The 15,357-nt window shown below is 59.3% G+C and carries 14 protein-coding genes; 2 read left to right on the forward strand and 12 right to left on the reverse strand.

All coding sequences use genetic code 11. The features are described from left to right. Nucleotides 1–289: 289 nt before the first annotated feature. Nucleotides 290–694 (forward strand): P-loop NTPase family protein, encoded by a 405-nt coding sequence (locus tag GRI42_RS00070; protein ID WP_234033733.1) that lies wholly within the window; start codon nucleotides 290–292, stop codon nucleotides 692–694. 126 nt (nucleotides 695–820) lie between these two features. Here GRI42_RS00070 and GRI42_RS14185 read toward each other — a convergent pair whose 3' ends face one another. The 9 genes from GRI42_RS14185 to GRI42_RS00115 form a co-directional block, all read right to left on the reverse strand. Then, nucleotides 821–1,123 (reverse strand): DUF1330 domain-containing protein, encoded by a 303-nt coding sequence (locus GRI42_RS14185; protein ID WP_160606046.1) that lies wholly within the window; start codon nucleotides 1,121–1,123, stop codon nucleotides 821–823. A gap of 226 nt (nucleotides 1,124–1,349) precedes the next feature. Continuing rightward, nucleotides 1,350–3,626 (reverse strand): MMPL family transporter, encoded by a 2,277-nt coding sequence (locus GRI42_RS00080; protein ID WP_160606047.1) that lies wholly within the window; start codon nucleotides 3,624–3,626, stop codon nucleotides 1,350–1,352. Nucleotides 3,627–3,638: 12 nt separating this feature from the next. Further along, nucleotides 3,639–4,673, reverse strand: coding sequence for a GNAT family N-acetyltransferase (locus GRI42_RS00085; RefSeq protein ID WP_234033738.1), 1,035 nt, complete (start codon nucleotides 4,671–4,673; stop codon nucleotides 3,639–3,641). Further along, nucleotides 4,670–5,716 (reverse strand): DUF3419 family protein, encoded by a 1,047-nt coding sequence (locus GRI42_RS00090; protein ID WP_234033739.1) that lies wholly within the window; start codon nucleotides 5,714–5,716, stop codon nucleotides 4,670–4,672. The genes GRI42_RS00085 and GRI42_RS00090 overlap by 4 nt, the downstream gene beginning before the upstream one ends. Nucleotides 5,717–5,745: 29 nt before the next feature. Further along, the gene (locus tag GRI42_RS00095) at nucleotides 5,746–6,762 is read right to left on the reverse strand and encodes a hypothetical protein (RefSeq protein ID WP_160606050.1); all 1,017 of its coding nucleotides are present in this window, start codon (nucleotides 6,760–6,762) and stop codon (nucleotides 5,746–5,748) included. Between the two features lie 64 nt (nucleotides 6,763–6,826). After that, complete coding sequence (locus tag GRI42_RS00100; protein ID WP_160606051.1) at nucleotides 6,827–7,567, reverse strand: ferritin-like domain-containing protein; 741 nt, start codon at nucleotides 7,565–7,567, stop codon at nucleotides 6,827–6,829. 291 nt (nucleotides 7,568–7,858) lie between these two features. Next, nucleotides 7,859–8,131, reverse strand: a complete 273-nt coding sequence (locus tag GRI42_RS00105) for a DUF4242 domain-containing protein (protein ID WP_160606052.1) — start codon at nucleotides 8,129–8,131, stop codon at nucleotides 7,859–7,861. A 406-nt stretch (nucleotides 8,132–8,537) separates the two neighbouring features. Continuing rightward, nucleotides 8,538–9,044, reverse strand: coding sequence for a GNAT family N-acetyltransferase (locus GRI42_RS00110; protein ID WP_160606053.1), 507 nt, complete (start codon nucleotides 9,042–9,044; stop codon nucleotides 8,538–8,540). Between the two features lie 282 nt (nucleotides 9,045–9,326). Beyond that, nucleotides 9,327–10,058, reverse strand: a complete 732-nt coding sequence (locus tag GRI42_RS00115) for a hypothetical protein (protein WP_160606054.1) — start codon at nucleotides 10,056–10,058, stop codon at nucleotides 9,327–9,329. A gap of 96 nt (nucleotides 10,059–10,154) precedes the next feature. Here GRI42_RS00115 and GRI42_RS00120 point away from each other — a divergent pair, with 96 nt between their 5' ends. Further along, nucleotides 10,155–10,865, forward strand: coding sequence for a Crp/Fnr family transcriptional regulator (locus GRI42_RS00120; protein WP_226700155.1), 711 nt, complete (start codon nucleotides 10,155–10,157; stop codon nucleotides 10,863–10,865). Here the strand turns inward: GRI42_RS00120 and GRI42_RS00125 are convergent. The 3 genes from GRI42_RS00125 to GRI42_RS00135 are packed head-to-tail and all read right to left on the reverse strand — an operon-like array spanning nucleotide 10,862 to nucleotide 15,304. Then, nucleotides 10,862–12,046 (reverse strand): SAM-dependent methyltransferase, encoded by a 1,185-nt coding sequence (locus GRI42_RS00125; protein WP_160606055.1) that lies wholly within the window; start codon nucleotides 12,044–12,046, stop codon nucleotides 10,862–10,864. The two genes, GRI42_RS00120 and GRI42_RS00125, sit on opposite strands and share 4 nt — an antisense overlap. Beyond that, nucleotides 12,033–13,415, reverse strand: coding sequence for a cytochrome P450 (locus tag GRI42_RS00130; RefSeq protein WP_160606056.1), 1,383 nt, complete (start codon nucleotides 13,413–13,415; stop codon nucleotides 12,033–12,035). The genes GRI42_RS00125 and GRI42_RS00130 overlap by 14 nt, the downstream gene beginning before the upstream one ends. Beyond that, nucleotides 13,412–15,304, reverse strand: coding sequence for a lipoxygenase family protein (locus GRI42_RS00135; RefSeq protein WP_160606057.1), 1,893 nt, complete (start codon nucleotides 15,302–15,304; stop codon nucleotides 13,412–13,414). The genes GRI42_RS00130 and GRI42_RS00135 overlap by 4 nt, the downstream gene beginning before the upstream one ends. Between the last annotated feature and the right edge of the window lie 53 nt (nucleotides 15,305–15,357).

Raw genomic sequence — 15,357 nt, forward strand, 5'->3', positions numbered from 1 at the left:
GGGTCGTTAGCCGCCCGTCCGCTCCTGGCACATCGCTAACTCGGCAAAACTGTCGCTAGATGGGTGAAAAGCGGACTTTGGGCAGCCGGGGCCTGAAGTTGACTGCTATAGATGTTGGATTGCACGCGTAGGGGATGGCAGGTCGAACGAGTCGGCACGTCCATCACGTCCAAAACCATTCTAACCGGGGGTCAATTTGCAGCGCGTTTTGATCATTGGACCCTGTGGCTCAGGCAAATCCACCCTTTCCCGGGAACTTGGGGGTCGGCTTCATCTTCCGATTTACCATATGGACCACTTGGGCTGGCTACCCGGATGGGTAGAGACCGACAAACACGAGTTGAGAGAAAAACTGGGTGCGCTCGTAGCGACTGATCGCTGGCTGATCGAGGGTAATTACGGCAGCACGCTCGATCTCCGTCTTCCGAGAGCAGACGCGATAATCTACCTCGACTTTCCCATCGGCCTCTGCCTTTGGCGCCTGATGCTGAGAGTCTTCCGACACCGTGGCACCACACGTCCGGACATGACCGAAGGCTGCCCGGAACGCTTTGACCTAGAGTTTTTCCTCTACGTCTTGTTCTGGAACCGGGGCCCGCGTCCTCGCACAGAGCAGGCACTAGAAGGTCATCAGGCCAAGATAATTCGCCTGCGCGGACCAAAAGAGCTCAAGCGGTGGCTTGCGGCACTTTGACGCGGAAGATGTCGATAAAATTGTGTCCGCAACCGGGTCGTTAGCCGCCCGTCCGCTCCTGGCTCATCGTTAGCTCGGTGAAACGGTCACGAAGTGGGTGGGAAGCGGACATTCTCCTAGCCCTTTTCAGCCAGAAGAGCCGGCATCCAGTGCAACGAGAGTGCTCTTTGCCGATCTAAGGCGAAGTGACCGCACGGGCGCGTAGTCGGCACTATTGTACCAAGCCTTAAGCGCCGCCATGTTCGGAAACTCGATGATTACCATTCGATCAGGGGTCCAATCTCTTCCCGCTTCCAAAGTTTCTGGAATTGCGCCTCGAGACAAGAACCGGCCGCCAAAGTTCGTAATGAGTGGGAGGACCGCTCGTTTGTATTCTTCAAAAGATTCGGGGTCGGTGAGCGTTTCGTCGGCAATTAGATAGGCGGGCATACGCTCTCCTCAGCAAATGCATTCCCTGAATTTCGAATTAGCCCGGGGTAGGTGCACTCGCAAGCGCCTCAGCCGGCGATAGCGGGTCAGCATTCTGACCGCTAATGACCTTTTTGCCTCCGCCGATTGCTGCCTCTTGCAGTGGGTTACCCCCTGGGGGGAAAGCAGACTTTAGCTAGAGGCCGACCGGCATAAACAGCTTCAAGCAAAAACCAGCTCGACCATTTTACACTTGTGACTGAATCTTCGAACCATCGACCTTGAGCGGCCACCAGTTCCATCCTCCTGCAAGAGTCATCAATGCAGGACCAAGCAGAGAGCGGATGATCACGGCATCGACAATCACCGCCGTGGCTAGGCCAAGACCGGTCATCTGCAGTATCACTATCCCGGAAAAGGCGAATGCGCCGAACACCACAGCCATGATCAGTGCGGCGCCGGTTATGACGGAACCGGTCGCGGCCAGGCCTTCGACAATGCTCAAAGCGTTGTCGCCGTGCCGCAGGAATGACTCTCTCATCCTGCTGATCAGGAAAATCTCATAGTCCATACTGAGACCGAAAAGTACTGCGAAGATCACTATCGGGACGCTGGTCGGGACCAGCTCCGTGGGTTCTTCCAGCCCGAAGAGGGTCGCGCCGTACCCCAACTGGAATACGAAGACCACCATTCCATAGCCTGCACCAACCGACAGAAGATTAAGTAGCATCGCCTTGAGCGCTGCCACAGGGGCACGGAACAGGACCAGCAAGAGCATTCCCGTGGCTCCCAGCACTATGCCCACGATTGCCGCGTAGCCATCTTTCATCCGCGCGTCGAAATCGTTGAAATACTGGGCTTGTCCACCGACTTCGACGAAAAGTGATCGATCATCGAGCCAATAGGGGATTTCATCGGCCAATTGTCGCAATTCCGCGAGATCGGTCTTGGTCGACGGGACAACGCGAAGCAGTATCTTGTCCTTGGCGTCATTTGTCATTTGATCTGCGCTTGGCATGCCAAATGGCGTGTATCGTGTGCCGGGCGTAAGGCTCGGGCTGAGAACTTCGGACACGCGGGGATCGGTTCCGATCTTGGCAATGAACTGCGAAAGCGCTTCTGTTCGCTCAAGGGAGATGACCGGCCGGCCGGACGCGTCGGATACGATTATGAAAACGGGCGATACGAGCCCCTTGGCACCGAGATCCTCAAGCATCGTCAGGCCCCGTGCGGATTCCAGCTCCTCGGGGAGGAAGTCGTCTTCCGGGAAGCCGAAGACAGTCTGCATTGCAGGGGCCGCGAGCAGGGCCATAATGCAGAGACTTGAGAAGATAGCCGTCAGGGGTCGTTTCACGACTATCTGACCCCACGAGGTCCAACGTGTGCCAGCTTGAGGAGGCATTCTGATGCGCAACATACGCGGCCAATCGAGCACGTTCGGAGCAATTAGAGAAAGAAGAGCAGGAAGGAGAGTGAGGGCGCTTGCGACACTGAAGATGACAGCGCAAAGTCCGCCGAGCCCGATGGACCGTGTCTGCATCAAAGGCGTCAGGAGCAATCCTCCCATTCCTATCGCAACCACCGTGCCGCTATAGAGGACGACCTTTCCGGAGTTCGCCATAGCCTTAAGCATCGCTGCCTCGCGCGCGATTTTGGCAGACTTGTGGTCACGGTCCGCCGCGTCATTCCCGAGCTCTCGGCGGTAGCGATGATAAATGAACAGCGCATAGTCGATCCCCAGCGCGAGAGAGATCATCGTCGTAATGCTCTGTGCGAGATTCGAAACTTCCCATTCCCCGGCAATAACCAAGATAGAAGCGAATGCTGCGGTTCGAGCGGCAATTGCCAAGACGATCGGGAGGATGGCTGACAGAATTGTTCCGAACGTTAGGAGAAGGACTGTCGAAGTCAGGGGAATGGCTCTGAGCTCCGCGTCGGCGCTGTCGCGCGCGCTGAAGATATTGATATCGTAGGTCAGTGCAGCGCGACCAGTGATTGCCCATTCGAGATGCGACATTGAACTTGCGACATCGGAGAATAGGCGATCGATCTTGGCCCGGACCAGTGGGACCTGCTGCTCGGTTGCGAGTGAGTTATCCAAACGGAAGTTGATGATAAGGGCCTGCGTGCTTCCGTCCCCGCTATCCTCCACAATGTCTGTGGCGGGGATCACGCGGTCGATCGTTTCTAACTGGGCCAGAGTCTCATCGACACGTTCGGCGATCTCGTCAGCGGCGGCAGCCCGGCCGACAAGGTCTTGCGAGTGATAGACCAACACCAAGGATTGGCCCTCGCTGACCTCGAATTCGGATACCAACTGAGAATCTACTCTTTGTGAGACGCTACCTTCGATCTTGCCCGATCCGCTGAGCAAACGATCCGACATTTGAGGAATAGCAAGGGCGGCTGCCAAGCAGACGATTGTCCAGCCAGCAATCACCAGCCAGGGTTTGCGCCAGCAAATCAGGCCAAGGCGTGCCACCCGATCGCTGGAGATGTCGCTCGAGCGAACCGCACTCTCCATCCGAGTCCCTCCCTAGATGTCCCGTGGATCGACTACCGGTCCGGGAAGGAGCAGCGGTCGGCCTGCGAGCTCCCGCGCCATAATCGAAAACGGAATGAGGGGCGCAAATACTTTGGGCACATCCCGCCACAATGCACCCGGGAGTAAAGATTGAGGTGGCAGGAGGATGTGACAATGATCGACATTCGCCGCCCGCCCCTTCTGCGCTATTGCAGAAAACAGCTTGCGGGCAGCGGTTTCATCCGCCGCGTGACCATCGAACACGAGCCATGATCGGAGCGTTCCGCCGATTTTTGGCACATGCGGCATGCCGATCCGGCGCGCCAGACTCCCGCCGAAGAACTTGCTGGCTAGCTTGAGGGGTGTCGGCAGCCCGACAACAACTTCTTCGAGTATATCCTTGGTCGTCCAGATGGAGCAGCTTGCGGCGGGGCCTGAAGCGCAACGGAATGAACCAATCATCTGGTCGGAGTCGAAAGCTTCGCAAGCATGGCATTGCAGCACGGCGTCCTTACGAAACCGGAGGTAGCTGGCTCGTGTCTCCTCTGCAGGCACAACTACCAGGTCATCTGCTCCACTTCGACGGAAAGTGGGATAGGCGAGCAGGCTGAACGCTGGCGCCGAGTCTGCGCCGATCCATTCCCGCGCCATCGCCTGGATCGCGCGGTTGTCTCCCATTGAATAGGCGATCCCGATTTCTGCCTTCGGCTTTGCCCACTCGATCAGCGTTTCGGTTAGCAGACGACCGACCCCTTCGCGGCGGTAAGCCGGATCGACCCTGAAGTCGTAAAGCATGAGAGAACGTGTCTCTGAACCTTCCCAGCTCACGTCCTTGATCGCCCCGCCACCGACCGCGATCAGTTGGCCCCTGTGCCATGCGCCGATAAGTCTGGCTTCAGGAAACGCATCCGTCCTTCGGCGAAATGATTCCCGCTCAAACACGATTCTGAACGCACGCCCCTGAGGGCACCGGCGTTCCAATTCCAGAGCAGCGCTGTCTTCATGTGGGCCGACTTCCCGAACGCGGATGTCGGCTGCGGCCATCATGCAAGGGAGCCCGCTTCGAAATGCGAATAGATGAAGCCTCGATCAGATGCCCTTAAAACGTCCGATAATTCGGGATCGACATTGAAGCGATAGTCCTGGCCGAAGCGCCTGGGAGCGAGCAGATTGCGGTGAGCGATCCTGGCACCTGGCTTCGCAACCCTGACGATTTCATCTTTTGCCACTTCGAAGACATCAACCGGGCTATATTCGAACACATTCGACAACGCGAAGGCGTCGATTGAATTATCGGCCAGCGCGCGCAGACCATCCTCGATGCCTGCAGTGACGACTTGGACTCGATTGATCCGCTCGCGAATGGTAGCGAAATTCTCTTCCTGGAGGTAGGTGGGCATCGAATTTCCGGAATAGCGCCCGAGCAGGATCTGGGAGAGGAAGTAATTCTCGCGAGCCGGAAGGCGGGTTAGAACATGCTGGGCCAGGCCGGTAAAATGGCGCCCGAAATCGGCAGCTTCCGAATCCGCGAACCACGTCGGATCAAGGCGGTTACCTAGCAGGGCCTTGCTACAGCCGATCCTCATCAGCGCCCGCCAGCGCCAGCCATCCCACTGCTCTTCGTAGAATGCAGGTTGTTGGCCAGGTTCAAGTTCGAACAGACGGCTCATCGTTTTGCTCCCCACTGCCAGCGCAATGATCCGGCGCAGAATGGCAAAGTATCGCTCGAACCCTCCTTGCGTCAGCAGGCCGGCTTCAAACCAGCTCTCGCGCGCATCAAAGAAATTGCGGGCTGACAGCGAAATGGTGTCCCGAACGATCCGATATTTTTCAAAGGAGTTCGAAGTGCCGTCGACGCCCAGAAGCCGAATTAGGCCGGGATAATCAAGATGCACGAATGCCGCTCGCTTCAGCTCGAAGAGATACGCTTGCGCAGGGTTGATATCGACAGCTACGATCCTCGCCGGATCGTCAAGAAGCAGATCAAGTACGTTGTCGCCACCTGAAGTGATCGCGACAACGTCGTCTCCCGATCTGATCCGCAAGGCCTTGCGATCGCATTCCGGATCTTCCCAGGACTGGGCGAACATGAGCCTTCCACCATAAGGAGTTGCCTCGGTCACATGCACCTTTCTGCGAGCCAAAGACCAGCGTCATTGAACAAGGGAGCTGGCGACACGCCATGCGTCGAGGCCAGCGCCCAAATTTCGTCGATCCGTTGCGGGGTAATTCGGCCTCGCCCCTGCGAAAACGGCTCGTACCTGCCGGCTAGGGCGAGCACCGCACCTTCAAGCATGCAGCCGTGAGCTATGCCTTGTTGAGGAAAGCGATAGAACTGCTCAAGCATGCCATCGTGGCTAGGTAGACCTCCCGATATTTCACCCATGCCACCGTGGAACAGGTGAACTCCTTGCGGAACGCGAGCAGCAAGGTTTTTAGGGTAACCTGCATCGCAAAGGAGCGTGCCTGGCCTGCACTTGTCGAGCGGAAAGGGATTGTCGGTTGTGCTTGCGGCTGCAACCACCAGCGTGGCTTGTGACAGTGCCGCAGCCACATCATAGGCGATCTCAACCCTGCCTTCACCCGACAAGATAGCTCTTTCCCGCTCGAGCCGTTGGCGATTGCGAGCTGCAAGGGTGAGGCTCCTGCAGCGACCGGCAAGCCAGCGCGAAACACCGGATCCGATATCCCCGCTGGCTCCGATCACCAGCACGTCTTCCGTCGATAGGTTGCGACCAAGGCCTGATAATGCCCGCTCGATGCCGCGAACGATCAGCGCCGCTGTCAGCGTATTGCCGCTCGTCAGCGCAGGCGCGTCGGCAGGAATCTTCGCGCCTGCTTCCACAAAGATGGACGTGAAACCGCCTAAAGTTGCAACCTGAGCGCCCTCCTTAGATGCAACCGCGATCGCTTGCTCCACCTTTTGCAGGACGCTCTTTCCCGGCCTTCCGTTCAGTTCGTCCGGTCTGATGAAAGTTTCGATATAGATCGACTCGATCCCCTCGCTCCCATTGGAAGCGCCCACTCGAAAGCGGCTGGTTACACGAGGAGGCAGGCTGTCCATCAGCGAAAGAAGCGCTGCGCGGGAAACCGGCTTCGCTCCAGCTCGTTCTCGTTGCCGCATGCCATCGACCATCGCTGCTATAGAGGGCCAGTCCTGCTGGTGCCCTATGGCCGCGAAGGTTGGTCGGCCCATTGCGTTACAGCGGCAGCCGAGAAACCCAGGCTAGGCTCCGTTCGCCCGGAATGCCGAGGGAGTCGAGGGATTCAAGATAGTGTCGCAGGGCGCGCCCACGCAATTTGCTGCGTTCAAGGCCAACCTCGGGTAGCGATTGTTTTACGCAATTCCCTGCGCACAGACCGCAGTGCGCATCCTCGCCCTCCTCACCGGCCAGCATCTCGGCGATGGCGAACATGACCTCGTCGTGGACAGCTTCCACAAGGTCGGCAAACCCCTCCGGGTCGCGTGAAGCGGCGATCGATAAATGGTCGAGCCCGGCATCGACGTGATGCGCTTCTTCCTTCGCCGTAACCGCAAAGACTTTGGCGATGCGCTTATCCGGCAATTTACCGAGTTCCGAATATAGAGCCACGGCCATGGATTCGAGCATGACCTCTTGGATCAGCAGGCAGGCGATCAGATTGCCCTCAGTTGCATACCGCAAGAATGCGGCTCTGACCTGACCCCATCTTAGTGCGCCAGGGTTGACGATCGTCTCAAGCCCGCATTCCTTTGCAACTTGCCGGAAATTCTCCGCGTGACGAAGCTCGGCGGCGGCATGGCGCACCGCAGCAGTCTGTCCGCCGATGTCTGGAGCAAGCGTCGCAAGGGATGCATAGTTCAACATGCCAACCAACTCGCCGGTAATCGCCTGCGAAAGGAGATCGCCATAGATTTGGCTGAGATCACGTTCGATTTGGATTCCGGGCGCACTTTCCATGACAACTCCCCCTCACACACCAACGCGCAAACCCTGCACATCGACGCCCAACCATATCCGCCCCAATTGGAGAGCAAGGAGTCGTCTGGTAGATTATTCTCGCAAATCGTTGAGGATGTGAAGAAGGAAATTTGGCCCGATCTTGCTGCCCTTTTTTGCGTCAAGTTTTACTGACCTGTGAACCCCGGAGCTTCATGAATGTCCATAATCGGGGCTAGCCGCTGACCGCTCCTCGCCGATTGCTGCTTCGCCGATTTAGCCTTGAATGGGAAAACCTAAGTCGACTGACGCTTACCTCTCAGTGGTTGGGTCAATAACCTTTGAAATTTCGGTAATCTTGGTGGCGGGAAAGCCCGAACGTGCAGCGTGTTCGTGGATGCGCTCTTCGCTCTCGGCAAGATAGATGCAGAAAGTCTTCCCATCGGCCACGTATGAATGCTCCCATTGTATATTGGGAATCTCTGCGAGGGCTGCATTGGAGGCCTTGGCGGCTCCACCGAGTTCGTCTTGGTTCATTTTGCCTACACCAGGCAAATCGCGCTCGATAACGTATCGCTTAAGCATATGGGCTCTCCTTCTGCCGTTCACGCGACCGCTCTTTCGCGCAATATGAACTAAGCAATTCCCGGCTGCAATCGGGTCGTTAATTGCCATTCCGCTCCTGGCATGGCGATAGCTCGGTAAAACAGGCGCGTCGTGGGTGGAAAGCGGACATTCTGAAAAAAAGCCCCGCCTGATAGCGGGGCTCCAAAGTTGAGGAACTTAGACATAAGTCTGAGCCCTTCGGGTCACGTCTGCTTTGATGAGGGAAATAAATTGCAGATTTGTTACAGGGCAACTGCACCATCATCTGAAGAGCATTATTCCCACACTCCGCCAAGTGTCTGATCATGCATGGTGAACTGACGGAATTGGTAACAAAAAGCTGGCTGGTTGTCCCAGCTTCGCCACCTCGCCGTTCGAGTCTCCTTCAAAGTCCTTTAAGTGGCAGGCGCATCAAAAGTTCATGGTAATAATGAGACCCGAGCTTGATCGCGCCCGGCTCACGGCCATACTCTTGAAAGCCAGCGCCAGTGTACATTGCCTGAGCAGCTGTGTTCCCTTCGACAACCGTCAACAAGACCTCCTCACAACAAGTTCGTGCATGATCGAGAACCTCTTCGAGCAAGCGTTTGCCAACGCCATTCCCTCGCATTTCGTGCCTGACGAACATTCCCCACAAGATGGCCTTGTGACGCAGCTTGGTCTTCTCTCGCTGCGCCAATCCCGCACAACCCACCAATTGCTCTGCTGACCAAGCGCCGAAGACCAATCCGTCGTCTAGGCGCTCCGCGAAGGCATTTTCGGAAAGCGATGATTCCTCCTCGAAGGAGGAACCGAATGCTTCAGGATGCAATTGGAGGGCGAGGAGCCGAAGCTCTCGGTACGGACCGGCGTCGTTGCGGCCAAGACGCCTCAGGAAGATAGCTTGGTTCACCCCTTCAGGTCCTTAATAATGTTCGAAGCATCGAACATCGCACGAAGAAGCGAATGACCGCAATCGGGTCGTTTGCAGAATGACCGCTTTTGGGTCCGGAAAGCAAGAAGCAGACCTTGCGGTTGTCTCTTAGAACGCGCCCGCGCGTATTAGTCCCGAAACCTGTCCCGACCACTGGTCCCCTTAGCTACGCCTACGTGCGTATTGTTCCGCCGCTATGGCTATGCGCCCGCGCGTTAAGGCGTCCAAAAATGCCGCCGCCTCACCTTAAAACCTACCCGGTCACTCGCGCCGTCCTGCGAGATTGCGACTGGTTCCGCAGCGCTTTCCCGAGATCTGCCCGCCATTCTCGTGACCAATGCCCAGAACTAGCGCAGACTTCGGTTCGGTGCCCTTCAGTGTGTAGGCGAGAACCTCGCTCAGATTGTGACCGTAGTGGGCTCCCCACGGCTGGCTAGAGCCAGCAATCTTGCGGGTGAAGATCGCGCCCGCGCGATATGTGCGCATTGTGCACCGCGCCACCCAGCGCCGGGACAACGCACCCCTCATGGTTCTGCCCTCGGGAATATGCGCCAGGATATGCACGTGAGATCCTTTTCCCGCTCCATTCTCGCGCGTCCAGAGGTAGGCCGTTTCCCCGCGACACCATTCCCTGAGGTATTTGAGAAAGGCAGTGGTCGCTGCCATCGCTTCCCGATCGGTCAAGCCAGCCGCTTCCCAGTGCACGCAGATATGACGATTGAGCGGTCGTCCGATCTGCTCTGCAATGTGGGCAGCATTTATCAGTTTCTCGGCCTGAGCTAGTGTCAGCCAATGGCTTGTACGGCTGGCGCTGTTGCGCGCTCCGCCATGCCGAAACAACGGTAAGGAAACGGGGAAAGGCGCACACCCTATCGGTACATCTAAATTTGCAAGCCTCGTGCCAGCCGGGCGCTCGGCGCGGCATTCCGCCGTTATTTCCCGTTTTTTTACGGTGTCCGGCAATTTGCCACATCGCGCGCCGTGCTCGCGCACCGAGGACCGCCATGTCGTCAGTCCTTGTCGGGACAAAAGGCGCGAGCGCGCTTGGCAGACCATGCCGCCATGGGTATTTGCTTGGTGGAAATGTCGATGCCCGAAGCCCTCACGAACTTCTGCCAGTCCTGCACGGTGCGCAACCGCGCGATCTGCGGCGACCTGCACGACGATGAGATCAACGTCCTTAACAAGATCGGGCGCCGCCGCTGGGTCGAGGCGGGTGAGCAGGTACTCTGGGAAGGCGACGACGCCGTTGTCGTGGCGAACGTGATCGAGGGCCTGCTGAAGCTTTCGACCCAGACGAGCGAAGGCAAGGAACAGATTCTCGGCATCGCCTATCCTTCCGACTTCCTCGGGCGGCCATTCGGCGAGACCACGCCATACGGCGTCGAGGCGCTGACCCCTGCCCTCGTGTGCACGTTCCAGCGGTCGGATTTCGATCACTTTGCCCGCGAACACCCACGTCTGGAGCACAAGCTTCTCGAACGCACGCTGTCCGAACTGGACCGCACGCGCCGCTGGATGCTGCTGCTCGGCCGTATGAATGCGGAGCAGAAGATGGCGACATTCCTGCTCGACATGGCCGACCGGCTCGTGCCCGCCACCTGTGCGCCGATGCCGGAAAGCAACGAGGTCATGGAATTGCCGCTGACCCGGCAGCAGATCGCCGACGTCCTCGGCCTCACGATCGAGACGGTCAGCCGTCAGTTCACCAAGCTGCGCAAGGAAGGTCTGATCGACCTGCCGTCGCGCAGGGACGTAAGGATCATCGATCGCGCGGGACTGGAAGCGCTGGCCAGCTAGGGCCGGGAGGTTTCCCGGCGCGCGTGGACATACCACAGCGCGTGCGCAGGCCGCGCCTTCCTCGGCTCCAAATCCATCCCGCCGAACTGCCACATCCACGACCGGCGCAGGTGGTAAATCCACGACCAGGGCGCGAACGGGTTCACGACGAGCAACAGCAGCGCGGCCACGACCTTGCGTGCTGTCCAGCCTACGGTGAAATTGCCGAAGTGCCGGCTCGAGGCGATCGAGCTATACTGGTAGTCGACAGTCGTGTCCTGCAGGTGCTCCACCTCGAACCAGGGTGCGCAGAGCCGGTCGAAATCTCCGATCCGCGGATAGAGCCCGGAATAGTGTGCATGGAACGAATAGGCATGGAGCCAGTCCGAGGCCGTCCATCCGCCCGAAGCCGAACTGTGCAGCGTCGCGGAAAAAACCTTGCCCGATGCCGTGTCGGTTTTCAGCGCCTCCGACGCCGAACGGAAGACAGTGGCATAGACCTCGTCGGTGCCGCTCCGGTCGCGCATCTGGTAGGATGTGCAGAAATGTTCGAGCGAGCCGATCAGCGTGACCGCATCGAAGCTGCCCGCCAGCTTTGCCGGCAAGGGTTTGCGGAAATCGAGCACATGCGCCGCGATCCCACGCGCCTCGACAATCCTTTGCTGGTCGGGTGAAAGGGTGAGGCCCGTCCCGTCGATGCCGAGTGATTTCAGATAGGCGAGAAAGTCGCCCAGTCCGCATCCCACGTCGAGCACGCGCATGCCCGGCTTCAGGCCCAGCAGTTCGACGATCCGGCGATACTTGTCGCGGGTCGCTTGCTCGATGCTCTTGTCGAAATCTCCGTCGAACAGGCCCTCGGTAAGGTCTCCGCGAGCCGCAAGGTCGGCCCGGTCGCCGAGGAAGATCGTGAACCACTGATAGACCCGCGCGACGCGTTCGGACGAAGGGAACAGCCCGCGGTGGAACACGGTAAAGGCCAGCAGCTCGTGCAAGGCCAGCACCGCATAAGCAAGGACGGGCAGCCACCACCACGAGAGACCTGCAACAAGGCAGATGGCACCCGCAACGCCGATCATGCCGAGCCAGACCGCGGTGCTGACGGGTGTCAGGAAAAGGACCGACCTCAGGTCACCGGCCTGCCGCGAAGTCGCCCGGAGGTCTGCCTCCGCTCGGATATCGGCGCTCCGCTCAGCGAGCGCCATCTACCGGGGTCCGTTTGCGGTCGAAGTTCGAACTCAGGTCCTTAGGCACCATGCAGCCGAACCAGAAATCCTGGTCCAGTTTCTCGCCAAGCCCGACGTTAGGGTCGCTGTGCATCAGCGCGGTTCCCACCGCGAGCTGGATATAGGCGAGCCCCACCTCCTGCGCGAGACAGGTCCGCTCGCCCCTGCCAAAGGGGAAGAAATAGTCGCTCCCGAGCGGATCGCTCGCCCGCCTTTCAGCGGTCCAGCGGCCCGGCCTGTAGAGTTCGGCATCCTCCCAGTGATCGGCATGGGTATGGGCATGGCGATTGCCGATGAGCAGGCTGGTATCCGCCGGCATCCGGTATCCTGCGACCACCACGTCGGCATCCGTGCGGACATTGCGCGTCCAGAGCGAAACGGGCGGCAAGAGGCGCAAGGTTTCGAGCACTGCGGCCTGCAATTCCTCGCAAGCCCTGATCTGGGCATGGGTGGCATCGGGCCCGAGTTTGGCGAGTGCATTGCACACACGCTCCATCTCCGTGTCGGACTTGCCTAGAAGGTAGAGGGTACAGGTTACCGCGCTCGAACTGGAAACGATGCCGCCGTAATACATGTTGGCCAGTTCGGTGGCGAGCAGGTCATCATCGTGGTCGCAGCCCGCCCTGATCGCATGGCGCAGGAGATCGGTGCCTACCGGGTTGGCCTCCGCCCGCGCCTTGCGGACTGCGCCGACGAAGGCCGCATGGTTGCGGTCCTGCGCCGCCTGCGCTTCTTCGGGGAGTGTATCGAAGAGGAAGGGCATCTTGCTCTTCATCCGCCGGTCGAGTTCGCTGGCAACGATGACCCAGTCGCGGAAAGTGCTTTCCCCGAACTCCTCGCCATAGAGCATGACCGAAAACGCATCGAACGCCATGTGCAGCAGCGTGTCGTAGGTGTGCTCGAAACTCTTCCCGACAAATCCGGAAATCCGTTTCTTTAGCTGCTCGTGCATGCGCGGCAGGGCGGTGTCGAGCCAGCCATCGCGTAGGGCAAGCACCATGGGATTGCACGCCATGCGTTCCGCCCAGACCTTGCCGCCTGGCTGGGTGAATACGTCCCCTTCGTCAGTCGAAACCGGGCGCAGCGCGGCGGTCGGCGTTTTCTTGTAGAAGTCGCCCGTGTCCGTGACCATGATCTGGGTGATCGCTTCCGGATCGCTGACCAGAACGATGTCCGCCCCCGGCAAGTCGACCCGCGACAAGGCTCCCACGTCGCGCGCATAGTGGAGCATCACGTTCCACGGCGGCTGGCCATCCACGAAATCGAGCATGTCGCCGAGTATCGGCAGGCCCTTGGGCGAGGGAAGGTCGTCGATCGACGGCTGATGGCCTCCACCCTTGCCCGTCATATGTTGATGCTCGCCGGGACTTTGGACGGAAGCAGGTAGACATAGGGTGCGGAGCGCGTGACTAGGTCACGGTTTTCACGGGTGATCTGGATCTCGATCTCCTTCAGGCGCGCCTGGAACACGGCGAGAGCACCTTCGACGATCTCCGGTTCGGTGATCATGTCGGAATAGGGGAAGCTGTTGGACTTGTATTCGCCCAGATGCGTGTGGTGGACGCCGCCGAGAAGCGAAAGGAACTCGGCCTGCAGCTCTCCGAACTGGAGCGGGGGCAGGAGATCGAGCCAGTCCTGCTCGGTCGCATCCCCTTCCTTCCATTCCGCCCACAGCGCGCCGGCAAGCGCGGGAGAATAGGACATGTCCGCCCACTGCGTGAAATTGACCGCCGCGTGCTGTGCGCTGGCGGTGAACATGATCATGGCCAGTGCCTTGCGCAGGTCGGCGTGGTTGGTAATCGGCGTGAAGCCCCCGATCCCGCCTTCCGACAGCGGAGATGACAAGGTCCTAGACCACGCCCCGAGTTCGTCGTCGGCAGCAACGTCCGCATCGCTACGATAGTAATAATCGACATAAGACCGCGCCCAGTCGCCGATGGCATCCCACAGGCGCAGGGCATCGTCACGATAGGGGTAGTCGACGAGCCGACCTTCCGGACCGATCTTGCGGCGTGCGAAATCTGCCGGCGGCATGGCGGCGTGGAAGTCGTATTCCGACACGGCCCGCCCGGCGAGCCGGATCATGCTTTCCAGCGTGCCGCCGAAGGAAAGGTCGATCACGCCGCCCGGCGCCAGCATGGAATGGGCCGCAGAATTGTTGATCGCCAGCGTGCCTTCGAAATGCGGCATCAGCAACTTGTAGAGCGGATGGCGAACGGACAGGTTGCGCTTCGTCGCCAGCGCCGCCGCCTCCATGATGAGATGCGTCTGGCCGAGATGGCAGACCAGCTCGTGATAGTTCGCATCGGCGACCTGCACCGCGGTCTTCGCCTTCTGCCAGGCCCACCCGTCGGCGGGGATGGAAATCGAGAAATTTGCCGGATCCTGCCCGACCTGGATCGCGACAGGGCGCAGAGACCCGCCGGTCGGCGGCACGGCGAACAGGGCAATCGGGGCGGGTGTGTACTTGCGCTCCCCGAGGATGGGGTTTGTATTGTCCTCGACCGTATCGCCGATAAGCTCGTAGTCGAGCAGGAAGAGGCGACCCTCCTTCAGGGCCGCAGCCAGCGTGTCACCGGCCTCGGCATTTACGGAATAATGTCCTTCGGTGACCGGGAATTTGGCGGGCAAGGCATCGATGCCCTTGATCAGCATCGGGTTCTGTCCGGCGACTCGCATCTGGGCGAACCAGTTGTCGTCCTGCCAAAGTTCCATGACCGGCGGGCGTTCGACCTCGCGGTAGAGGTCGTCATAGCACTGGATGGACTTCGGCCGCCCGTGCGGAGTCAGGGGCGACATCCAGGGGCTACGGGCGGTGGCATCGTGATGGCCGGTAATGTGCTGGCCGCGCAGCACCTTCTTCATTAGTGAATGGCTGGCGTCCTCGCCGAGGTGGTCGAGCAGCTCGCCCACCTGTTCGATGCCTGCCCCGAACCCCTTGATCAGACTACTGAAAGTAAGGCCCTTGGCGACCTGCTTTTCGAACGCGCTTTCGATGTTGTGTTCTTCCTCGATGCAGCGGTTGGCCACCACGTTGGCGAGGATGTTCTTGAGCGGAATGAGCGTCCGCAGCGTCCATTCCTTGCTCGGCGTCGCCTCCTCCGGCACCTGCGCCACCATCGGAATTCCGGGCACGATATCATAGGATATCGCATAGCGAGCCTGCGCGACAGCAAGATCGGCAGATCGTTTCTGCTGATCAGGGTCGTGCTGCGGTAGTGTTGCCGTATCCCCCATGAATCAAAGTCTGTCAGCAGGTTCGGCGCCAGTCAATCGGCGGTTGACCGCCT

The sequence above is a fragment of the Qipengyuania gaetbuli genome, from assembly GCF_009827315.1.
Classification (GTDB): domain Bacteria; phylum Pseudomonadota; class Alphaproteobacteria; order Sphingomonadales; family Sphingomonadaceae; genus Qipengyuania; species Qipengyuania gaetbuli.

What these genes read in the sequence shown, in the direction of transcription:
- GRI42_RS00070 (WP_234033733.1), top strand. Translation starts at nt 290, where the DNA reads ATGGACCACTTGGGCTGGCTACCCGGATGGGTAGAGACCGACAAACAC.
- GRI42_RS14185 (WP_160606046.1), bottom strand. Translation starts at nt 1,123, where the DNA reads ATGCCCGCCTATCTAATTGCCGACGAAACGCTCACCGACCCCGAATCT.
- GRI42_RS00080 (WP_160606047.1), bottom strand. Translation starts at nt 3,626, where the DNA reads ATGGAGAGTGCGGTTCGCTCGAGCGACATCTCCAGCGATCGGGTGGCA.
- GRI42_RS00085 (WP_234033738.1), bottom strand. Translation starts at nt 4,673, where the DNA reads ATGATGGCCGCAGCCGACATCCGCGTTCGGGAAGTCGGCCCACATGAA.
- GRI42_RS00090 (WP_234033739.1), bottom strand. Translation starts at nt 5,716, where the DNA reads ATGTTCGCCCAGTCCTGGGAAGATCCGGAATGCGATCGCAAGGCCTTG.
- GRI42_RS00095 (WP_160606050.1), bottom strand. Translation starts at nt 6,762, where the DNA reads ATGGTCGATGGCATGCGGCAACGAGAACGAGCTGGAGCGAAGCCGGTT.
- GRI42_RS00100 (WP_160606051.1), bottom strand. Translation starts at nt 7,567, where the DNA reads ATGGAAAGTGCGCCCGGAATCCAAATCGAACGTGATCTCAGCCAAATC.
- GRI42_RS00105 (WP_160606052.1), bottom strand. Translation starts at nt 8,131, where the DNA reads ATGCTTAAGCGATACGTTATCGAGCGCGATTTGCCTGGTGTAGGCAAA.
- GRI42_RS00120 (WP_226700155.1), top strand. Translation starts at nt 10,155, where the DNA reads ATGCCCGAAGCCCTCACGAACTTCTGCCAGTCCTGCACGGTGCGCAAC.
- GRI42_RS00125 (WP_160606055.1), bottom strand. Translation starts at nt 12,046, where the DNA reads ATGGCGCTCGCTGAGCGGAGCGCCGATATCCGAGCGGAGGCAGACCTC.
- GRI42_RS00130 (WP_160606056.1), bottom strand. Translation starts at nt 13,415, where the DNA reads ATGACGGGCAAGGGTGGAGGCCATCAGCCGTCGATCGACGACCTTCCC.
- GRI42_RS00135 (WP_160606057.1), bottom strand. Translation starts at nt 15,304, where the DNA reads ATGGGGGATACGGCAACACTACCGCAGCACGACCCTGATCAGCAGAAA.